11 protein-coding genes and 2 pseudogenes are annotated in these 15,040 nt (G+C 46.2%); 4 read left to right on the plus strand and 9 right to left on the minus strand.

The annotated features are described in order from the left end of the window. Positions 1–87: 87 nt before the first annotated feature. The 3 genes and pseudogenes from QUA13_RS28375 to QUA13_RS28385 form a co-directional block, all read right to left on the minus strand. The gene (locus tag QUA13_RS28375) at positions 88–1,500 is read right to left on the minus strand and encodes an adenylate/guanylate cyclase domain-containing protein (RefSeq protein WP_333203921.1); all 1,413 of its coding nucleotides are present in this window, start codon (positions 1,498–1,500) and stop codon (positions 88–90) included. Positions 1,501–1,892: 392 nt separating this feature from the next. Then, a pseudogene (locus QUA13_RS28380) lies at positions 1,893–2,612 on the minus strand (adenylate/guanylate cyclase domain-containing protein); the annotation flags it as partial. 135 nt (positions 2,613–2,747) lie between these two features. After that, positions 2,748–3,362 (minus strand): annotated as a pseudogene (locus tag QUA13_RS28385) (Tll0287-like domain-containing protein); the annotation flags it as partial. A gap of 243 nt (positions 3,363–3,605) precedes the next feature. Here QUA13_RS28385 and QUA13_RS28390 point away from each other — a divergent pair. Both QUA13_RS28390 and QUA13_RS28395 read left to right on the plus strand, forming a co-directional pair. Then, positions 3,606–4,355 carry a class I SAM-dependent methyltransferase gene (locus QUA13_RS28390; RefSeq protein WP_333203923.1) on the plus strand — a complete coding sequence of 250 codons (750 nt, stop codon included), beginning with the start codon at positions 3,606–3,608 and terminating at the stop codon, positions 4,353–4,355. 150 nt (positions 4,356–4,505) lie between these two features. Further along, positions 4,506–5,864 carry an FAD-binding oxidoreductase gene (locus QUA13_RS28395; protein WP_333203924.1) on the plus strand — a complete coding sequence of 453 codons (1,359 nt, stop codon included), beginning with the start codon at positions 4,506–4,508 and terminating at the stop codon, positions 5,862–5,864. Between the two features lie 153 nt (positions 5,865–6,017). Here QUA13_RS28395 and QUA13_RS28400 read toward each other — a convergent pair whose 3' ends face one another. From QUA13_RS28400 to QUA13_RS28425, 6 genes are all read right to left on the minus strand, one after another. Continuing rightward, positions 6,018–6,401, minus strand: a complete 384-nt coding sequence (locus QUA13_RS28400; protein WP_333203926.1) for a hypothetical protein — start codon at positions 6,399–6,401, stop codon at positions 6,018–6,020. Between the two features lie 166 nt (positions 6,402–6,567). Further along, the gene (locus tag QUA13_RS28405) at positions 6,568–7,458 is read right to left on the minus strand and encodes an ABC transporter permease (protein WP_333203928.1); all 891 of its coding nucleotides are present in this window, start codon (positions 7,456–7,458) and stop codon (positions 6,568–6,570) included. A gap of 435 nt (positions 7,459–7,893) precedes the next feature. After that, positions 7,894–8,106, minus strand: a complete 213-nt coding sequence (locus QUA13_RS28410) for a hypothetical protein (RefSeq protein ID WP_333203929.1) — start codon at positions 8,104–8,106, stop codon at positions 7,894–7,896. Positions 8,107–8,348: 242 nt separating this feature from the next. Then, on the minus strand, positions 8,349–9,371 hold the full coding sequence (locus QUA13_RS28415) for an ATP-binding cassette domain-containing protein (RefSeq protein WP_333203935.1): 1,023 nt from the start codon (positions 9,369–9,371) through the stop codon (positions 8,349–8,351). Positions 9,372–9,865: 494 nt separating this feature from the next. Further along, positions 9,866–10,054: a hypothetical protein gene (locus QUA13_RS28420; protein WP_015175516.1), complete on the minus strand. Its 189-nt coding sequence runs from the start codon at positions 10,052–10,054 to the stop codon at positions 9,866–9,868. Positions 10,055–10,396: 342 nt separating this feature from the next. After that, a complete protein-coding gene (locus QUA13_RS28425; RefSeq protein WP_172186193.1) occupies positions 10,397–11,320 on the minus strand; it encodes a histone deacetylase family protein in 924 nt (307 codons plus the stop codon). Between the two features lie 396 nt (positions 11,321–11,716). Between QUA13_RS28425 and gyrA the strand changes: the two genes are divergently transcribed. Together gyrA and QUA13_RS28435 are read left to right on the plus strand one after the other, a co-directional pair. After that, a complete protein-coding gene (gene gyrA / locus QUA13_RS28430; protein ID WP_333203931.1) occupies positions 11,717–14,428 on the plus strand; it encodes a DNA gyrase subunit A in 2,712 nt (903 codons plus the stop codon). Positions 14,429–14,542: 114 nt separating this feature from the next. Next, the gene (locus QUA13_RS28435; protein ID WP_333203933.1) at positions 14,543–14,971 is read left to right on the plus strand and encodes a Uma2 family endonuclease; all 429 of its coding nucleotides are present in this window, start codon (positions 14,543–14,545) and stop codon (positions 14,969–14,971) included. Positions 14,972–15,040: the final 69 nt, after the last annotated feature.

A 15,040-nucleotide genomic window follows, 5' to 3' on the forward strand; every position in this document is an offset into this window, starting at 1 on the left:
GGCTTGACGGCTTATCAATCTATTCAACAAGCTCTCTCTACTGATCGCTCCCTTTTTTGCCCTAGTTGAGCAATTACAAATTATCAGTTAAATTTTTCTGCCTTTCAGCAAATAAGTCGTCATTGCTCCTTTGCCTTTAACATTAATTTTACCGCGTTTTTCCAACAAATACTTATCGCACAGCAACTCATAAGTTGAGCTGCTAACTTGAATTTTACCAGGAAGTCCCTGAGATTCCATGCGGCTTGCTGTATTCACAGCATCTCCCCACAAATCGTAAATAAACTTTTTAGTGCCGATAACGCCTGCTACAACTGGCCCAGTATTAATGCCAATGCGGATATTTATAGGTTCACCGCATTCGTCGCGGAATTTCATAATTTCTTGCTGCATTTCTAGGGCCATTTCGGCAATAGATTCGGCGTGATTTGTACAGGGAAGCGGCAAACCGCCTGCGACCATATAATTGTCGCCTATAGTCTTAATTTTTTCTAAGCCGTATTCTTCGCTTAAGCTATCGAAAGCTGAAAATATTTTGTTAAGCAATTTCACTAATTCTTCAGGAGACGTGCGAGAGGATATTTCGGTAAAGCCCACAATATCAGCAAACAAAACCGTAACCTCGGCAAATCCGTCCGCAATATTTATCTGGCCTTGTTTTAGGCGATCGGCAATCATTACCGGTAAGATATTTAATAATAAACGTTCCGACTTCTCTTGTTCGGCGCGCAATATTTCCTCAGCTTGTTTCCGCTGTGCGATTTCCTTGTATACTCGGTGAAACATTTGATTGAATGCGACCATGAGTTCTCCCAACTCGTCATCGCGCTTGACAGAGAGAGAGTAGAAATCAGGTTTTTCTCGATCTTTGCTCAAAGCGTCTCCTGCAGCGATCAAGTCATCGCGCAATCTCAAGAGAGGTGCAATTACTGTCACCCCTAAAAAGAACATAGTCACCGAAGTTACAAAGGCTGATATAATGATGACTAGAACCGCAATCCGCCCAATAAATGCGTAGAGTTCCGGTTGAACGGTGGAAGCATCGTGGCGCACAATTAAGATGTAATCTCCTCCCAAATGTCGCTCCGTCCAAGCAATATCGTAGCGCTTGCCATCGAAATTGTGATGGTGAACTATACGAGCATTTTTTAGTTGCTTTAAACTGATTTCTGGGCGTTCGCCAAGTGCATATATTAGCTGACCGTTAGCTTGGTAAATAGACAGTCCTAACACTACTTGAGAATCCTTAATAATATTTTTTACTTCTTCTTGCAAGAAAGTGCGATCGGAAATATCTTGTTGGAGCAAAAACTCTAGGGAATCAACAGTCGCCCGAGATACCTGTTCTAATTGACTTAAAAGTTCATTTTCTCGCCGAAAATAAGAGGGAACTAAAATAATTCCCTCTATGACAAGAATGCTAGCAAATATCCACAAAGCTATTTGCCTAGACAAGCGAGATTGGAAAAAACCCAAGAATGATAAAATCCGCAATAACATAAAATTTACTATTTGGCAATGGCCTAATTTAGGACATAGGAAAATAAACCCGGTTTCTCGTAATAAATTTTGAGTTTGTCAACAAATCAACTGCGCCGAAACCGGGTTCCTCACATCCTCTGTGTAATTCCTGTAATTGTCAGCAGTCAACAGCCAGCAGCTATTAACTGTTAGTTCTTGGCTGACGACTAACAACGAATGACTGATGACCCCGCCCAAAAACGGATACCAGCCCCCGACTTAACTCGTGGATATATAAAAATTTTAGACCAAAGTTCAAGATCCCAGATTCACCTGTGCAGTAAATCTAAAATCTAAAATCTAAAATCTAAAATCTAAAATTGACTGACTTCGGACTAACTAGCAGACCCCTTAATAATATAATAAACAAATTAAACCGAAACTGCGCTGACTAACCTGCCTAGAAGCAAATAAGTATTCATATCGCCCTTGCCTTTGACCTGGATAATTCCTCTGTCTTCAAACAGATACTTATTTTGCAATATCTCGTAAGTTGATTGTGTGACTTGAATCGCGCCGGCAACCCCGTGGGATTCCATGCGGGCTGCTGTATTAACGGCATCGCCCCAGAGGTCGTAAATGAATTTTTTAGTACCAATAACCCCGGCAATTGCAGGCCCGGTATTGATGCCGATGCGAATGTTAATTCCTGCATGATGTTTGGCATTAAATTTTGCTAATTCCTCCTGCATATCTAAAGCCATTTCCGCAATGCTTTCAGCGTGGTTGGTGCTGGGATTTGGCAAACCTCCGACTACCATGTAAGCATCTCCAATTGTTTTGATTTTTTCCAAGCCGTACTTTTCCGTCAAACCATCGAAGGCTGAAAAAATTTCGTTGAGAAAATCGAGCAATTCTTCGGGAGATATTTGTGCTGACAGCACGGTAAAGCCTACGATATCCGCAAACAAAATTGTGACTTCTGCGAAGCCGTCAGCAATACTGCTTTGACCATCTTTTAGCTTAGCAGCAATGGACTCGGGTAAAATATTGAGCAGCAGGCGATCGGACTTTTCCTGTTCTTTTACCAATTCTACATTAGTTTCTTGCAATTGTGCCGTCCGTTCCCTGACGCGCTGTTCTAATTGTTTAGCATTTTGGCGCAACCTGCTAATAGATAGAGTTAATCCTGTTACCCCTAAAACTGAAAGTCCTGCTAACAGTAAAAACAGGTATTTCAGTTCGCTGCGAGTATTTTTCGTGATGGTATCGAGAGGTTGAGTAATTTCTAATATCCCCCGTACATCTCCCACTTTCCAGTCTTTTTTGGGACTGAAGGAGTTAGTGTTGTGACAGTTAACGCAGCTAGGAGTTAGAATATCTGCCTCCGCATATCGAAATGCTGGCTTGCTGTGAAAATCCTCACGTCTGAAAAATTTTTCTGTCGGATTTTTCATCAAATAGGTAATAGCTTGCCGTTCAAAATCGTCTCGTGCTCCGCCTTCTTTTCGCCGCCAGGGAAACGGGTAGTCGCTGTAGAGACGAACTGATACTTCGGGATTTTTTTGGGTGATATGGTTGCCGAGTTCTATTAAGAAGGTGGCAGGTACGGGAACTGTTACTTTTGTCGGGTTGTAGTCGTGGGTAAAGTTAATTGTTTTAGCGGTGTTAAGAGGATTAACAACATCCGAACTGTAAAGGGTGCGGGCTTCTTTAATAGCTTGGGCATAGAGGGTGGCATTTTGGAGGGCTTGCGATTCAATTAGGGTGGAGGAAAGACGAGACATATGTGCCATCGCTACTCCTACACCTACACAAAATAAAATTGTCACCGCAAGGAGAATTCGCTTGTAAATTAATTGGCTGATGGCAGCCCGACTGCGAGAAATTAACTGGCGCATGGTATCCTCAAATGTGAGGTTGAATCTTTAAGTGATTTTACGCACTACTAACATAACACTGCTTTTTCAGGTCGCTTTGTCGGCGTCGGGCTAAACCCAGACGGCGTAGTGCAAGGGATTGTTTATTGTTATTTACAGCAAGTGTTGGGGTTCTCCGTAAAAGTACGCATAACTTTATAGTACCGATCGCACTTATTGCTGTATCTCGGTTAGGATAGCAATTGTAGTCTATGGTTGGCGATCGTGAATTCTGACTCTACTGTCTCACCTACAAACAACGAAATTTTTCCGGGAGAAGTTTTCGTCAATACTGCCGATTTTGATACCGGCATTCGGCGACTTTTACCTAAATATGACGAAATGCTGGATGTATTAACAGCCTGCATTGCTAGTGCAAACCACCGCATTTTAGAACTCGGCTGCGGTACGGGGGAACTCACTTTAAAACTTCTCCAACGCTACCCGTCAGCGGAAATAGTTGCTGTCGATTACTCGCCGCGAATGCTTGATTTTGCCCGCGCCAAAATAGAGTCGGCAGGATACGCAGCCCGGTGGACTGGCATAGAAATGGACTTTGGAGAATGGGCGCACAATCCCAATTTATCCGGCTTGGGCGATAAATTCAATGCTTGCATTTCATCTCTGGCAATACACCATCTTGAGGACGAGATGAAGTTGAAATTGTTTCAACGCATTCGCGAAAGTTTAAATGCTGGTGGCTGTTTTTGGAATGCCGATCCTCTTTTAGCAGAATCAACAGCAATGAAAGATATTTATCAAGCGGCGCGAGAAGATTGGGCGCTAAATCAGGGGGAAACCTTAGCACAAATTCGCGCAAATGTGGGTAAGAGTGTCTCTTACGGGTATTCTAATCCCGATCGCCTAGCTACACTTTCGGCACATTTAGAGATGTTGGCATCATCTGGATTTGAGACTATTGCAGTTCCTTGGAAATACTACGGTATGGCGGTGTTTGGGGGATTTGTTAATTGAAAAAAGCAGTCTTAGAGGCAGGCAGAACTTTTATATGTAGGGTGCACGGCCCGGCGCACCTTACTGCTTAAAGAAAGATTGCAGTTAGTGTTTTTGGTTACTAAGTTCTGCTTGAAAAATATATAATACTGTCAGAATTTAGGAAACAAAATGACTGCAACTGCGATTCAAAGTATTGACTGGGATGCTTTTTCTTCGGAACTCTCAGGAATCGAAATAATTAGCGATCGCGCGCAAGTTTTCAAGCTATCTCAAGACTTTTATCACTTCAGTCCTGTTTTGCAACCTCTCTTAAGTGATAAAACAGGAGATTTAGTAGTTCGTCCCGCCAGCGAAGCCGAAGTTTTGCGGATTGCTGCAGCCTGCGTCAAATCCAAAATTCTGCTAACTGTTAGAGGCGCAGGAACGGGCAATTACGGGCAGTGCATTCCCCTCAACGGCGGCGTCATTTTAGATACCAGCAAAATGAACAGTATCCGCTGGATAAAACCTGGTTTAGCTTGCGTAGAACCAGGGGTGAAAATGTCGGTTTTCGACAAACAAGCGCGAGAAACCGGTTGGGAATTGCGGATGGTTCCCTCAACTTATCGCACCGCAACGATTGGGGGATTTATTGGCGGCGGTAGCGGGGGAATTGGTTCGATAACTTACGGGCAATTGCGCGATCGGGGAAATCTTCATGCCGTTCGAGTCGTTACAATGGAAGACGAGCCCCGCGTCATCGAATTGCGCGGCGATGAAGTGCAAAAAGTCAATCACGCTTACGGCACAAATGGGATTATTACTGAGTTAGAAATTCCCCTCGCCCCTGCTTATGCTTGGGCGGAAATTATCGTCGCTTTTGACGATTTTATGACATCCGCAAACTTCGGTCAAGCTTTAGGCGATGCGGACGGAATTATCAAAAAACTAATTTGTGTTTGTGCTTGGCCGATTCCTGCTTATTTTGCTGCTTTCCGCGAGGAGATTCCTGAAGGTAAGCACTGCGCTTTGTTAATGGTAGCTGAATATTGTCTGGAACCGCTGCAAGATTTGGTGCGCGAATATGGCGGCACAATTTGCTATCAAAAAAACGCGCAAGCTGCGAGCAAAGGTGCAGCAATTGCTGAATTTACTTGGAATCATACAACTCTGCACGCTCGCAGCGCTGACCCGTCTCTGACTTATTTGCAGACGATTTTTCCCGCAGATCGAGGTTTGAAATTGATTGAGGAACTGTACAATTATTATGGGGATGAGGTGATGATGCACTTGGAGTTTTTGCGGATGAATGGCAGGGCGATCGCCGCAGCTTTGCAAATAGTTCGCTACACTACGGAATCACGGCTCAATGAAATTATTCGCTATCACGAAGAGCAAGGCGCACTGATTGCTAATCCTCACACTTATATATTGGAAGATGGAGGGATGAAAAGTATTAATGTGGAACAGTTGCAGTTTAAAGAGTTGGTCGATCCTTACGGTTTGCTGAATCCGGGTAAAATGCGGGCGTGGTTGGAACGGGATTAAGGGCGATGGTTTTTAGATAAGATTCGGCGATTGAAATGGCTGCTAGACAAACGAAGAGATTCGGCGATTGAAATTGCTTCAACACAAACTTTTGTCTGCGCTTCGCCGAACGTCCTTCGCGGACTCAGAAATGAGCAAATAGCAGTGATAAATTTAAGGGACAGGGGCGGTAATTTCTGCTGGTGCGATGGCTCCTTCAGAAGGTACAGCTTGCTTTTCCAGTAGTTGGCGCTGTTTGTTCCGAAATTCTGCGGCCGCATCGTTCAAATTTTGGCGCTGTTCGGTATTAAATTCTTCCATGCTGCGGCCGCCTCCCAATTGGGATCTGTGAATTAAATCAAATATTGCGCTTCCGCTGCTGCGGCCGGAAAATGGGTCGGTATTGTCTTGAGTTTGAAAGTCTTGCAGCGGTTGGGCATTATTTAAACCGCTGGCTTGAGCGAAGCTTGCTTGAGGCGAGAACAGAGCACAGGATGCGATCGCGCTTGCAGCAATCCCAATCATCAATTTGCCCGATTTAGAAGTTTTGGCGTTCATAATTTATTAGTTGAACCTTCAAAAAAACAATTCTATCTAAACAATATTCTGACTTGCGACTAAATATTATATTACTTCGCTGAGGCTAAGGACACGGCATTGCCGCGTCCCTACAATTGACGGTGCAGGTTAAACGATCGCCCGCAGATAGGCCGCGATGCCCTAACTAAGCAAACCGGCGTCGCAGCAGCGGTTGAATGCTCAGCAGCGCCACCAAATCAAAGGCTAGCAATACTAACAGCGATCCTCCAAAGGTAACATTACCCCAAGGAGCGTACATCACGACACTGGCTAGCGACCAATCGCTGTGCAGGTAAAGATAGCGGATGGGTTCGATCGCGTAACTCAGAGGATTGAGAGTCACCACAACTTGCAGCCAGTCTGGCATAAATGACAGGGGCGCGAGGGCTGTGCTGGCAAATAACAGCGGCAAGTTAGTAACAAAAATTACCGCAATTAATTCTACGTGACCGGGAAGAGCGAAGGCTAAACCCAGACTCAAGCCGGTGACGCCCAAAACTAATAGTAGGACAATTAGGGTGATCGCCCCGAGTCCGGCAATTCCGGGGAATCCCGCGCCCAAAAACGCTCCCGCTGTAACGATTGTGCCGGTTTGGATAAAGCTGAGGGTGACGATAAAAATAGCCGAAGCGAGGACGATCGAAAATCGGGAAGCCAGCGGCGCGACTAACAAGCGGTTGAGAAAGCCGAATTCGCGATCGAACATAATCGGCAAACCGGCATTCAGCGCCCCGGCAAATGCAGTAAAAACGATTACACCAGCGCCGAGAAATTGCCCGTAATTCTGGCTTTCGCCGAACAAGCCGGCGGGTGCATTTTCAAACAGAGCTCCGAACAAAACCAACCACATCAGGGGCTGAATAATGCCTGCAACTAGCGTCGAGGGGCGGCGCTGCAATTGAATAAACAGGCGCTTGGTTAAGGCGAGTGTTTCTTGAATGAAGTCGCCCAGCAGGGAACTGGAAGTGTCAGCGGATGCCGTGGAGAGTGGCCGCTGCTGGTTGAGGTTGTTGGGGGATGTAACTGTACCGCTCATAATTGCTTGTTGTGGATTTTGACTGTTGTGATTATGTTTACAGGAAATATGTTGAAAGCGATTTTGGCCGGATGCTTTGATTATAGGCTATTTGGAGTTGAGAGGGCGGGGTAGCTGCTGCTATTGCTGCTCATCGAGTAGCTGGAATGAAAGGAGAAAATTGTAGTAAAATGGGTCAACGCTACATATTAATTTTGTTTCGGAACTCTTAACAATATTTGAGTATAAATTGATGCCATCAAGTGCGATCGCTACTTTAGTCAAAATCATGGAATCTTTGCCGGAAACTGTGAAAAATAGATTTTTGAAACACCTGCAATAATTAATTAGCAAATTTAATATAACTTACTGTTTATTTGAATCCCGACAGTAAGTTATAAATTCCGGCTGAGATTGAAAGTCAACTGAAGCCCGGGGATAGATATACAGTTAGTTTTACAGCAGACAGCACTGTTTTTCAGAACCTAAAAGCAGGTTTTGATTGAGAGGAGTTGCGGCGACGTAGAGACTCATAAACACCCGATCCCAATCCGATGACAATCGATGAAATTTGTGAACTTGTCCGGGAAGTTCGTTGTGAAAAAAATTCTGAAAGAGAGTCACAACTAGGAAACTCGATAATAATTGAAAAATAAACTCTTCTGCCATTTGGGCAGTATGTTATATAAAACAGTCCTGGATGCAATATCACCACAGACGGGGGCGACCACGAGGGATTGCCGCTACAAAACGGTATATATAGAGGCTTTGCGTAAGTCCTATAATTGTCATCCTGAATGAGAGTGTTGCGATCTTCGTGAAGGCTGCTCTGATAATAAAAATTTACCGTATTACAAGGACACGGCAGTGCCGTGTCCCTACTGATGCCTCTTTCCACCAGTTGGTATAATTTAAGACCGCATCGCCTGTTTTTGCTCAGCTTTCAAATCGCGGTTGCTAGCAGCAGCCAACTCCGCATCCAACAGCGTCTTACCAGTCGCAGCCAAATACACATCATCCAAACTCGGCCGAGATTGAGCAATCCCAAAAGTAGGAAGTCCCGCATCTTTCAAAGCTTGCTGAATAGTCACCAGCGCATCGCTTTGCGGTGTTACTACTAAATTGAGAGAATTTCCTTGAGCGGTATTGACAATTACTTCTTGCACAAAAGGCAGCGATTGCATCAGAGTTTTAGCTTTTTCGGCTTCTTCCATCGGCGAAAACTCCCGAATCCGCAAAGTCACCCGATCGCCCCCAACCCGATTTTTCAACTCTTCTGGCGTGCCCTCAGCAATCACCGTACCCTTGTCAATAATCGCCACGCGATCGGCCAAAGCGTCAACTTCTTCGAGATAATGGCTGGTAATCAAAACCGTCGTACCTTCCTCCCGCAAGCGGCGCAGGAAATCCCACACTACCACCCGGCTTTCAATATCTAGCCCGACAGTCGGTTCGTCCAAAACCAAAACATCCGGCTGGTGAAGCAACCCAGCAGCTAAGTCGAGGCGTTTGCGGATACCGCCGGAATAAGTGCCCGTCTTTTTATTTTCCCACTCCTCCAAACCGAGGAGTTTCACCATTTCGTCAATCCGCCCTTTAATCCTAGGGCGCGGCAAATGGTAAAGCGCTGCTTGCAGTTGCAGGAGTTCCCGCCCAGTCAGCACCTTATCGAGAGCCACTTCTTGGGCGACGTAGCCGAGTTTTTGTCTGGCAATTCTCGGCTGACTGACAGCAGAAATGCCAGACACTTCAATGCGTCCGCTATCGGGCGCACTCAAAGTACAAAGTACCCGCAGGGTTGTGGTTTTGCCTGCACCGTTGGGGCCTAGCAAACCAAATATTTCCCCCGGTTCTACCTTGAAGGAAACATCTTTAACGGCTTCTACAGTGCCGTAGCGTTTCTGAAGATTTTCAATTAAAACGGCGGGAGCCATATATTTTGGGGATGAACTGGTTGTTAATATTTTGACACTTCCGGGCTCAAATTGCCGGAATGGTCGATCGACCAATGCGACTGGCTGTGCTTGTAACGATCGCACAATCCTCCTCAACCGGAAACTGCTTATAGTTTTGATTCTTAATACCCGTTTAAAAAATATCAACTTTATAGAGATTCTCAACCCTGATATTCATCAGTATTTCCCAATCTCTAATCTCTAATCTCTAATCTCAAAATTATGAGTTTTGAGTTAATTATAACTTCTCAGTTAGTAACTCAAAACTCACAATTGTTTAACAAGTAGAGATGCACCCGAAACCTGTTTTTTTATAATTATCTCTACCTCTAGGCTGATGTGTAGCGCGATTTTGAAAATTAACACCGTTATCCAACACATCCAACTTTCGAGCCAAATATTAAACAGCAAAAACTTCCCGACGTGGCAAGTTCTACTTTTAACACCCCTAAAGAAAGTTGGCGGAGGCGTCTTTAATCGACAATTTTTACCCAACCGCGGCGCACGTTGTACAGCAGTCGGTTGATGATGGCATACTCATCTTCATTCAGCGTTCTTTCTAAGAGTGCAGATCTGAGCTGTCTCCGGTCGTGGCGAGTCACGACGCTGGAGAACATGACCTGACCAAATAACTCTTCGAGTGTCATTTGGGAGACTGACATGATAAACCTCCTAGTTGATTGAGACAAATAAAATTTTTACAGGCTGATTGTAATCTTATTATGCTCTCTGCGAGCGATTCCAAAGGCGATCGAAAACATTGACACGGTGTGATTTTTGGGCTAAAAATCTGTGACCGAGACTTTGATAGCCAGTGACTTGGATCTCTTAAATTTGTGATCTTGTCACTTAACTCAGGAGGAAGAGGGAAGAAGTCAGAAGGAAGAGGGAAAAAGGCCATCAAGCGCGATCGCCAAATCTAAGCTTCGCTTATCGCCCTCAAAAACTTTCCCTCCCGTCCTCATTGCTTCTCAACCTCATTTTCCCCTATGCCAATTTTCCAACTAATTTAGGCATCGGTCAATAGTCGCCACAACTGACTCGGCCAAATCTTTGAGCGCGTAACCCCCCTCCAAACCAAAGGCGATGCGGCGGGTGATTTGCAGGCAGTATCCGGTGAAAGTACCGTAATCTGACGGAGCCAGAGTCATGCTCGCCAGCGGATCGGACGCAGTAGCGTCGTAACCGGCGCTGACAATCAACAAATCCGGTTCAAATTTTGACAAAAAAGGTACGACAAGAGATTCAAAGGCGCCCAGGTATTCAGCTATGCCGCCGCCCGGATACAGGGGAATGTTCAGCACGTTGTCGTAGGCACCGCGCTCCTCGGCATCTCCCGTTCCCGGATAGCACGGAGATTGGTGCAGGGAACAGTAGGCAATTTGCCGGCAGTTTTCCACCAAGGATTGAGTGCCGTTGCCGTGGTGCACGTCCCAGTCGAGGACGGCGACGCGCTTGATTCCCGGCTGTTCCAGGGCGTAGTGAGCGGCGATCGCAGCATTGGAAAACAAGCAAAAACCCATCGCGCGGGCGTTTTCGGCGTGGTGTCCCGGCGGCCTGGCCAGCACAAAAGCAGGTTCCCCCGCAGCCACCACTCGATCGACCCCATCGAGCCAAGCACTCACCGCTAGCAGCGCTACGTCGTAACTTTCAGCAGAAATCGGCGTATCGCCGTCGAGGTAGCCGCCTCCCCGATGAGCCAAATGTTCGACTTCTTTGATGTATCTTTGCGCGTGAACTTTTTTGAGAGCCCAGAACAGTGCTTGTTCGCGCTGCGCCACTGGGGTGGGCAGTTGCCACTGAATTTGATCCGCCCAGGGAGCAGCTTTCAGAGCGTTGGCGATCGCCGTTAAACGTTCTGGTCGCTCTGGGTGAAGCATTCCAGTCTTGTGCAGCAAGAAATCTTCGGAGTAGATAACGGGTAGCATCGGCTGATTTTAGATTTTAGATTTTAGATTTTAGATTTTTAGTTGGCTTTAAGAAGGCCTTCGGTTTTGTGAAATTAAAATTTCGATCGAGCAACCATTTTAATTTCTTATAGAACCGTCAAAACAACTAACGAAAGCATGAAAGCCTTCAGCCTAAAAAAACCTTTCTAGCTTTTGCCAACCGCTGACTAAATCACCAACTGACAAATTATCAATTGTCCTTGTTTCGTCCCTTAATTTTTCTGGCAATTTTCCCATAAAGTCAAAGGCAAATTGTGATATAATTTTAGGAGTAATTTGCAATATTTGGCAGCTCTACTGAATCCAAACCGATTTTATCGCATTTTTGAGATTTATAGCGGTCAAATTTAAATTTATAACGGAGTTTTTCAACCTATGAGCACCTCTGAGTCGCGGATAATCCCGACGGATCTGGGTAATGAGATGTCCCGATCGTACTTGGAATACGCCATGAGCGTAATAGTCGGTCGGGCGCTACCAGATGCCAGGGACGGTCTCAAGCCCGTTCACCGACGCATTCTCTACGCCATGAACGAATTGGGCTTGACTCCCGATCGACCTTTCCGCAAATGCGCCCGCGTCGTGGGGGAGGTGCTGGGCAAGTATCACCCGCACGGAGATACAGCGGTTTACGACGCCCTGGTGCGGATGGCTCAGGATTTCTCCATGCGGGAACGCCTGATCAACGGCCACGGCAACTTCGGCTCCGTTGACAACGACCCGCCCGCTGCCATGCGGTACACAGAGTGTCGCCTGACAGCTTTGACTAGCGACTCCATGCTGCGCGACATCGACTCGGAAACAGTTGATTTCGGCGACAACTTCGACGGTTCCCAGCAAGAACCCCTCGTACTCCCGGCACGCATTCCCCAAATTTTGCTCAACGGTTCCTCCGGGATTGCTGTGGGGATGGCAACCAACATTCCGCCGCACAATTTAGGCGAAATAATTGACGGTTTAGTAGCACTAATCCACAATCCAGCAATTACTGACCTGGAATTGATGCAGTACATCCCCGGCCCGGACTTTCCCACCGGAGGGCAAATTCTGGGCAGAGGCGGCATTCGCGATGCTTACACCACCGGGCGCGGTTCGATTACAATGCGCGGAGTCGCCGGCATTGAAACCATCGAACATCCCGGCCGCCCCGACAAAGAAGCAATTATTATCACCGAGTTGCCTTACCAAACAAACAAGGCAGCGCTAATTGAGAAAATTGCCGAACTTGTTAACGACAAAAGATTAGATGGAATTTCCGACATTCGCGACGAAAGCGACAGAGACGGAATGCGCATCGTGATCGAACTCAAGCGCGACGCCTATCCCCGCGTCGTCCTCAACAACCTCTACAAACAAACACCCCTCCAAGCCAATTTTGGAGCCAATATGTTAGCGCTAGTAAACGGGGAACCCCAACTACTTACGCTCTCCCAATTCCTCAATGTCTTCCTAGACTTCCGCATTGAGACAATTACTCGCCGGACTCAATACGAGCTCCGCAAAGCAGAAGAACGCGACCACCTTCTGCAAGGCTTATTAATTGCCCTAGACAACTTAGATGCAATTATTCACCTAATTCGCGCCGCTGCCGACTCCGCAGCAGCCAAACAAGAATTGATGGATAATTACGGTCTTTCGGAACAGCAATCCGACGCAATTCTGCAAATGCAGCTCCGGCGTTTGACAGCCTTAGAAGCTCAAAAAATTCAGCAAGAACACGAAGAACTGCGAGCTAAAATCGCCGATTTGGAAGATATCTTAGCGCGCCGGGAACGCATCTTAGAAATCGCCGAATTTGAAGCAGTCGAAATCCAAACCAAAATCGCTACTCCTAGACGCAGCGTCATCGAACACGCCGAAGGAGAAATCGATGAAAGAGATTTAATTGCCAACGAACAAGCAATTATTCTGATCACAGAGCAAGGCTACATCAAGCGGATGCCTGTCAGCACTTTCGAGGCCCAAAGTCGCGCTACTCGCGGCAAAGCAGGCGCGAAAATGAAAGAAGACGACGGAGTAGAACATTTTCTTTCCTGCTGCGATCATGACAGCGTTTTGTTCTTCAGCGACAGGGGCGTAGTTTACTCTGTCAAAGCTTATCAAATTCCCATCTGTTCCCGGACTGCCCGCGGCACTCCCGTGGTGCAACTGCTGCCGATTCCTATAGAAGAAAAAATCACTTCTATGGTGTCAGTCACAGAATTCACCAGCGAAGAATACTTGGTAATGTTGACTCGCGGCGGCTACATCAAAAAAACCGCACTTTCAGCTTTTGGCAACATCCGCACTAATGGATTAATCGCCATTTCTCTAGAAGAAGGCGACCAACTGCGCTGGGTGCGGAGAGCAAAAGTTGGTGACAGCATCATCATCGGTACGCGCCAAGGCATGGCAATTCATTTCCGCACCAATCACGAACAGTTGCGCCCTGTCGGCCGCGCGACGCGGGGTGTAAAATCAATGAAATTGCGATCGGGCGATGAGTTGATCAGCATGGACATTTTGCCCAGTTCAATAGTTGCCGAAATTGCTGAATTGGAAACTGAAGACTCGGAATTTGAAGGGGCAGAAATTGCTCTATTAGAAACTGAAGACTCGGAATTTGAAGTAGCAGAAATTGCTGAATTGGAAACTGAAGATGCGGAATTGGAAGACGAAGAATTAGAACTGCAAGCCGAGGAAATTGAAGGCGAAGATGCAGAAGAAATTCCGACAGTTAGCAGCGAAGTTCCTTCGGTGTTGGTAATCACCACCAACGGCTACGGCAAGCGGGTTCCAGTTTCTCAATTTCGCCTACAAAGACGGGCGGGCAAGGGATTGACGGCTACTAAATTCAAGTCGAAAAAAGGTAAGGATCAGGTAGCTGCGCTGCGAATTGTCAACGAAGATGACGAGTTGATGATCATTACCAACCGAGGTATTATTATCCGTCAGGCTGTGAGTGCAATTTCTACTCAATCGCGCACAGCAACGGGCGTGCGGGTGCAGCGGTTAGATGAGGATGATTCGATCGTAGCTGTGGCTTTAGTGCCGCCTGCTGGTGAAGAATCGGCCGAAGAATCCGAATCTGAGGAAGTGGCAGAATAGTCGTTAATAGTTTGTAAGGTGCGCGTTGCGTACCTTACTGCTGAATGGTAAAAATGCGATCGTCCCTACTCAGAAGTTTTCCCTCAAAAGTCAAAAAATTTTTCCGGTGAGGTAATGATGAGTCAACTCCAAACCAAACTACTAACTGATACCTGGGTTACAGCAACTTGGGATGAATATATAGAAATTATTAAACAGCCGGAGTACGATCGAGCAAAATCCTACTACTACAACGGACAGTTGAGGATTCAAAAGGCAGCAGTCGGGCCAGATCGTGCTGATGACAACGGAATTATCGTCATCTTAATCAATTTATTTGGCATTGCTAAATGTATAAAAATGAGACTGCTGGTCAACTGTAGCTACGCCAAAACTGGTGTCAGAGGCGCTCAACCTGATGCTTCTTACTACATTGGAGACCGGGTGCAAACGGCACCTAGCGGCAGTTCTGTAGTGAATTTGGATAGCCTAGTTTCCCCAGATTTAGCGATTGAAATTGCCGACAGTTCTCTCGTTGACGATTTGGGTACCAAAACAGGGTAAGCTCATCTAATTTGGTATAAATTGTACTTGACAAAAAAACAACTATAGAAAACGTGGTATTCACGTATT

It is taken from the genome of Microcoleus sp. S28C3 (assembly GCF_036700785.1).
Taxonomy (GTDB): Bacteria; Cyanobacteriota; Cyanobacteriia; order Cyanobacteriales; family Microcoleaceae; genus Microcoleus; species Microcoleus asticus.

Bases quoted from the DNA above. Each gene is read 5' to 3' on its own strand.
- QUA13_RS28375 (WP_333203921.1), bottom strand. From the start codon at position 1,500: ATGTTATTGCGGATTTTATCATTCTTGGGTTTTTTCCAATCTCGCTTG.
- QUA13_RS28395 (WP_333203924.1), top strand. From the start codon at position 4,506: ATGACTGCAACTGCGATTCAAAGTATTGACTGGGATGCTTTTTCTTCG.
- QUA13_RS28400 (WP_333203926.1), bottom strand. From the start codon at position 6,401: ATGAACGCCAAAACTTCTAAATCGGGCAAATTGATGATTGGGATTGCT.
- QUA13_RS28405 (WP_333203928.1), bottom strand. From the start codon at position 7,458: ATGAGCGGTACAGTTACATCCCCCAACAACCTCAACCAGCAGCGGCCA.
- QUA13_RS28410 (WP_333203929.1), bottom strand. From the start codon at position 8,106: ATGGCAGAAGAGTTTATTTTTCAATTATTATCGAGTTTCCTAGTTGTG.
- QUA13_RS28415 (WP_333203935.1), bottom strand. From the start codon at position 9,371: ATGGCTCCCGCCGTTTTAATTGAAAATCTTCAGAAACGCTACGGCACT.
- QUA13_RS28420 (WP_015175516.1), bottom strand. From the start codon at position 10,054: ATGTCAGTCTCCCAAATGACACTCGAAGAGTTATTTGGTCAGGTCATG.
- QUA13_RS28425 (WP_172186193.1), bottom strand. From the start codon at position 11,320: ATGCTACCCGTTATCTACTCCGAAGATTTCTTGCTGCACAAGACTGGA.
- gyrA (WP_333203931.1), top strand. From the start codon at position 11,717: ATGAGCACCTCTGAGTCGCGGATAATCCCGACGGATCTGGGTAATGAG.
- QUA13_RS28435 (WP_333203933.1), top strand. From the start codon at position 14,543: ATGATGAGTCAACTCCAAACCAAACTACTAACTGATACCTGGGTTACA.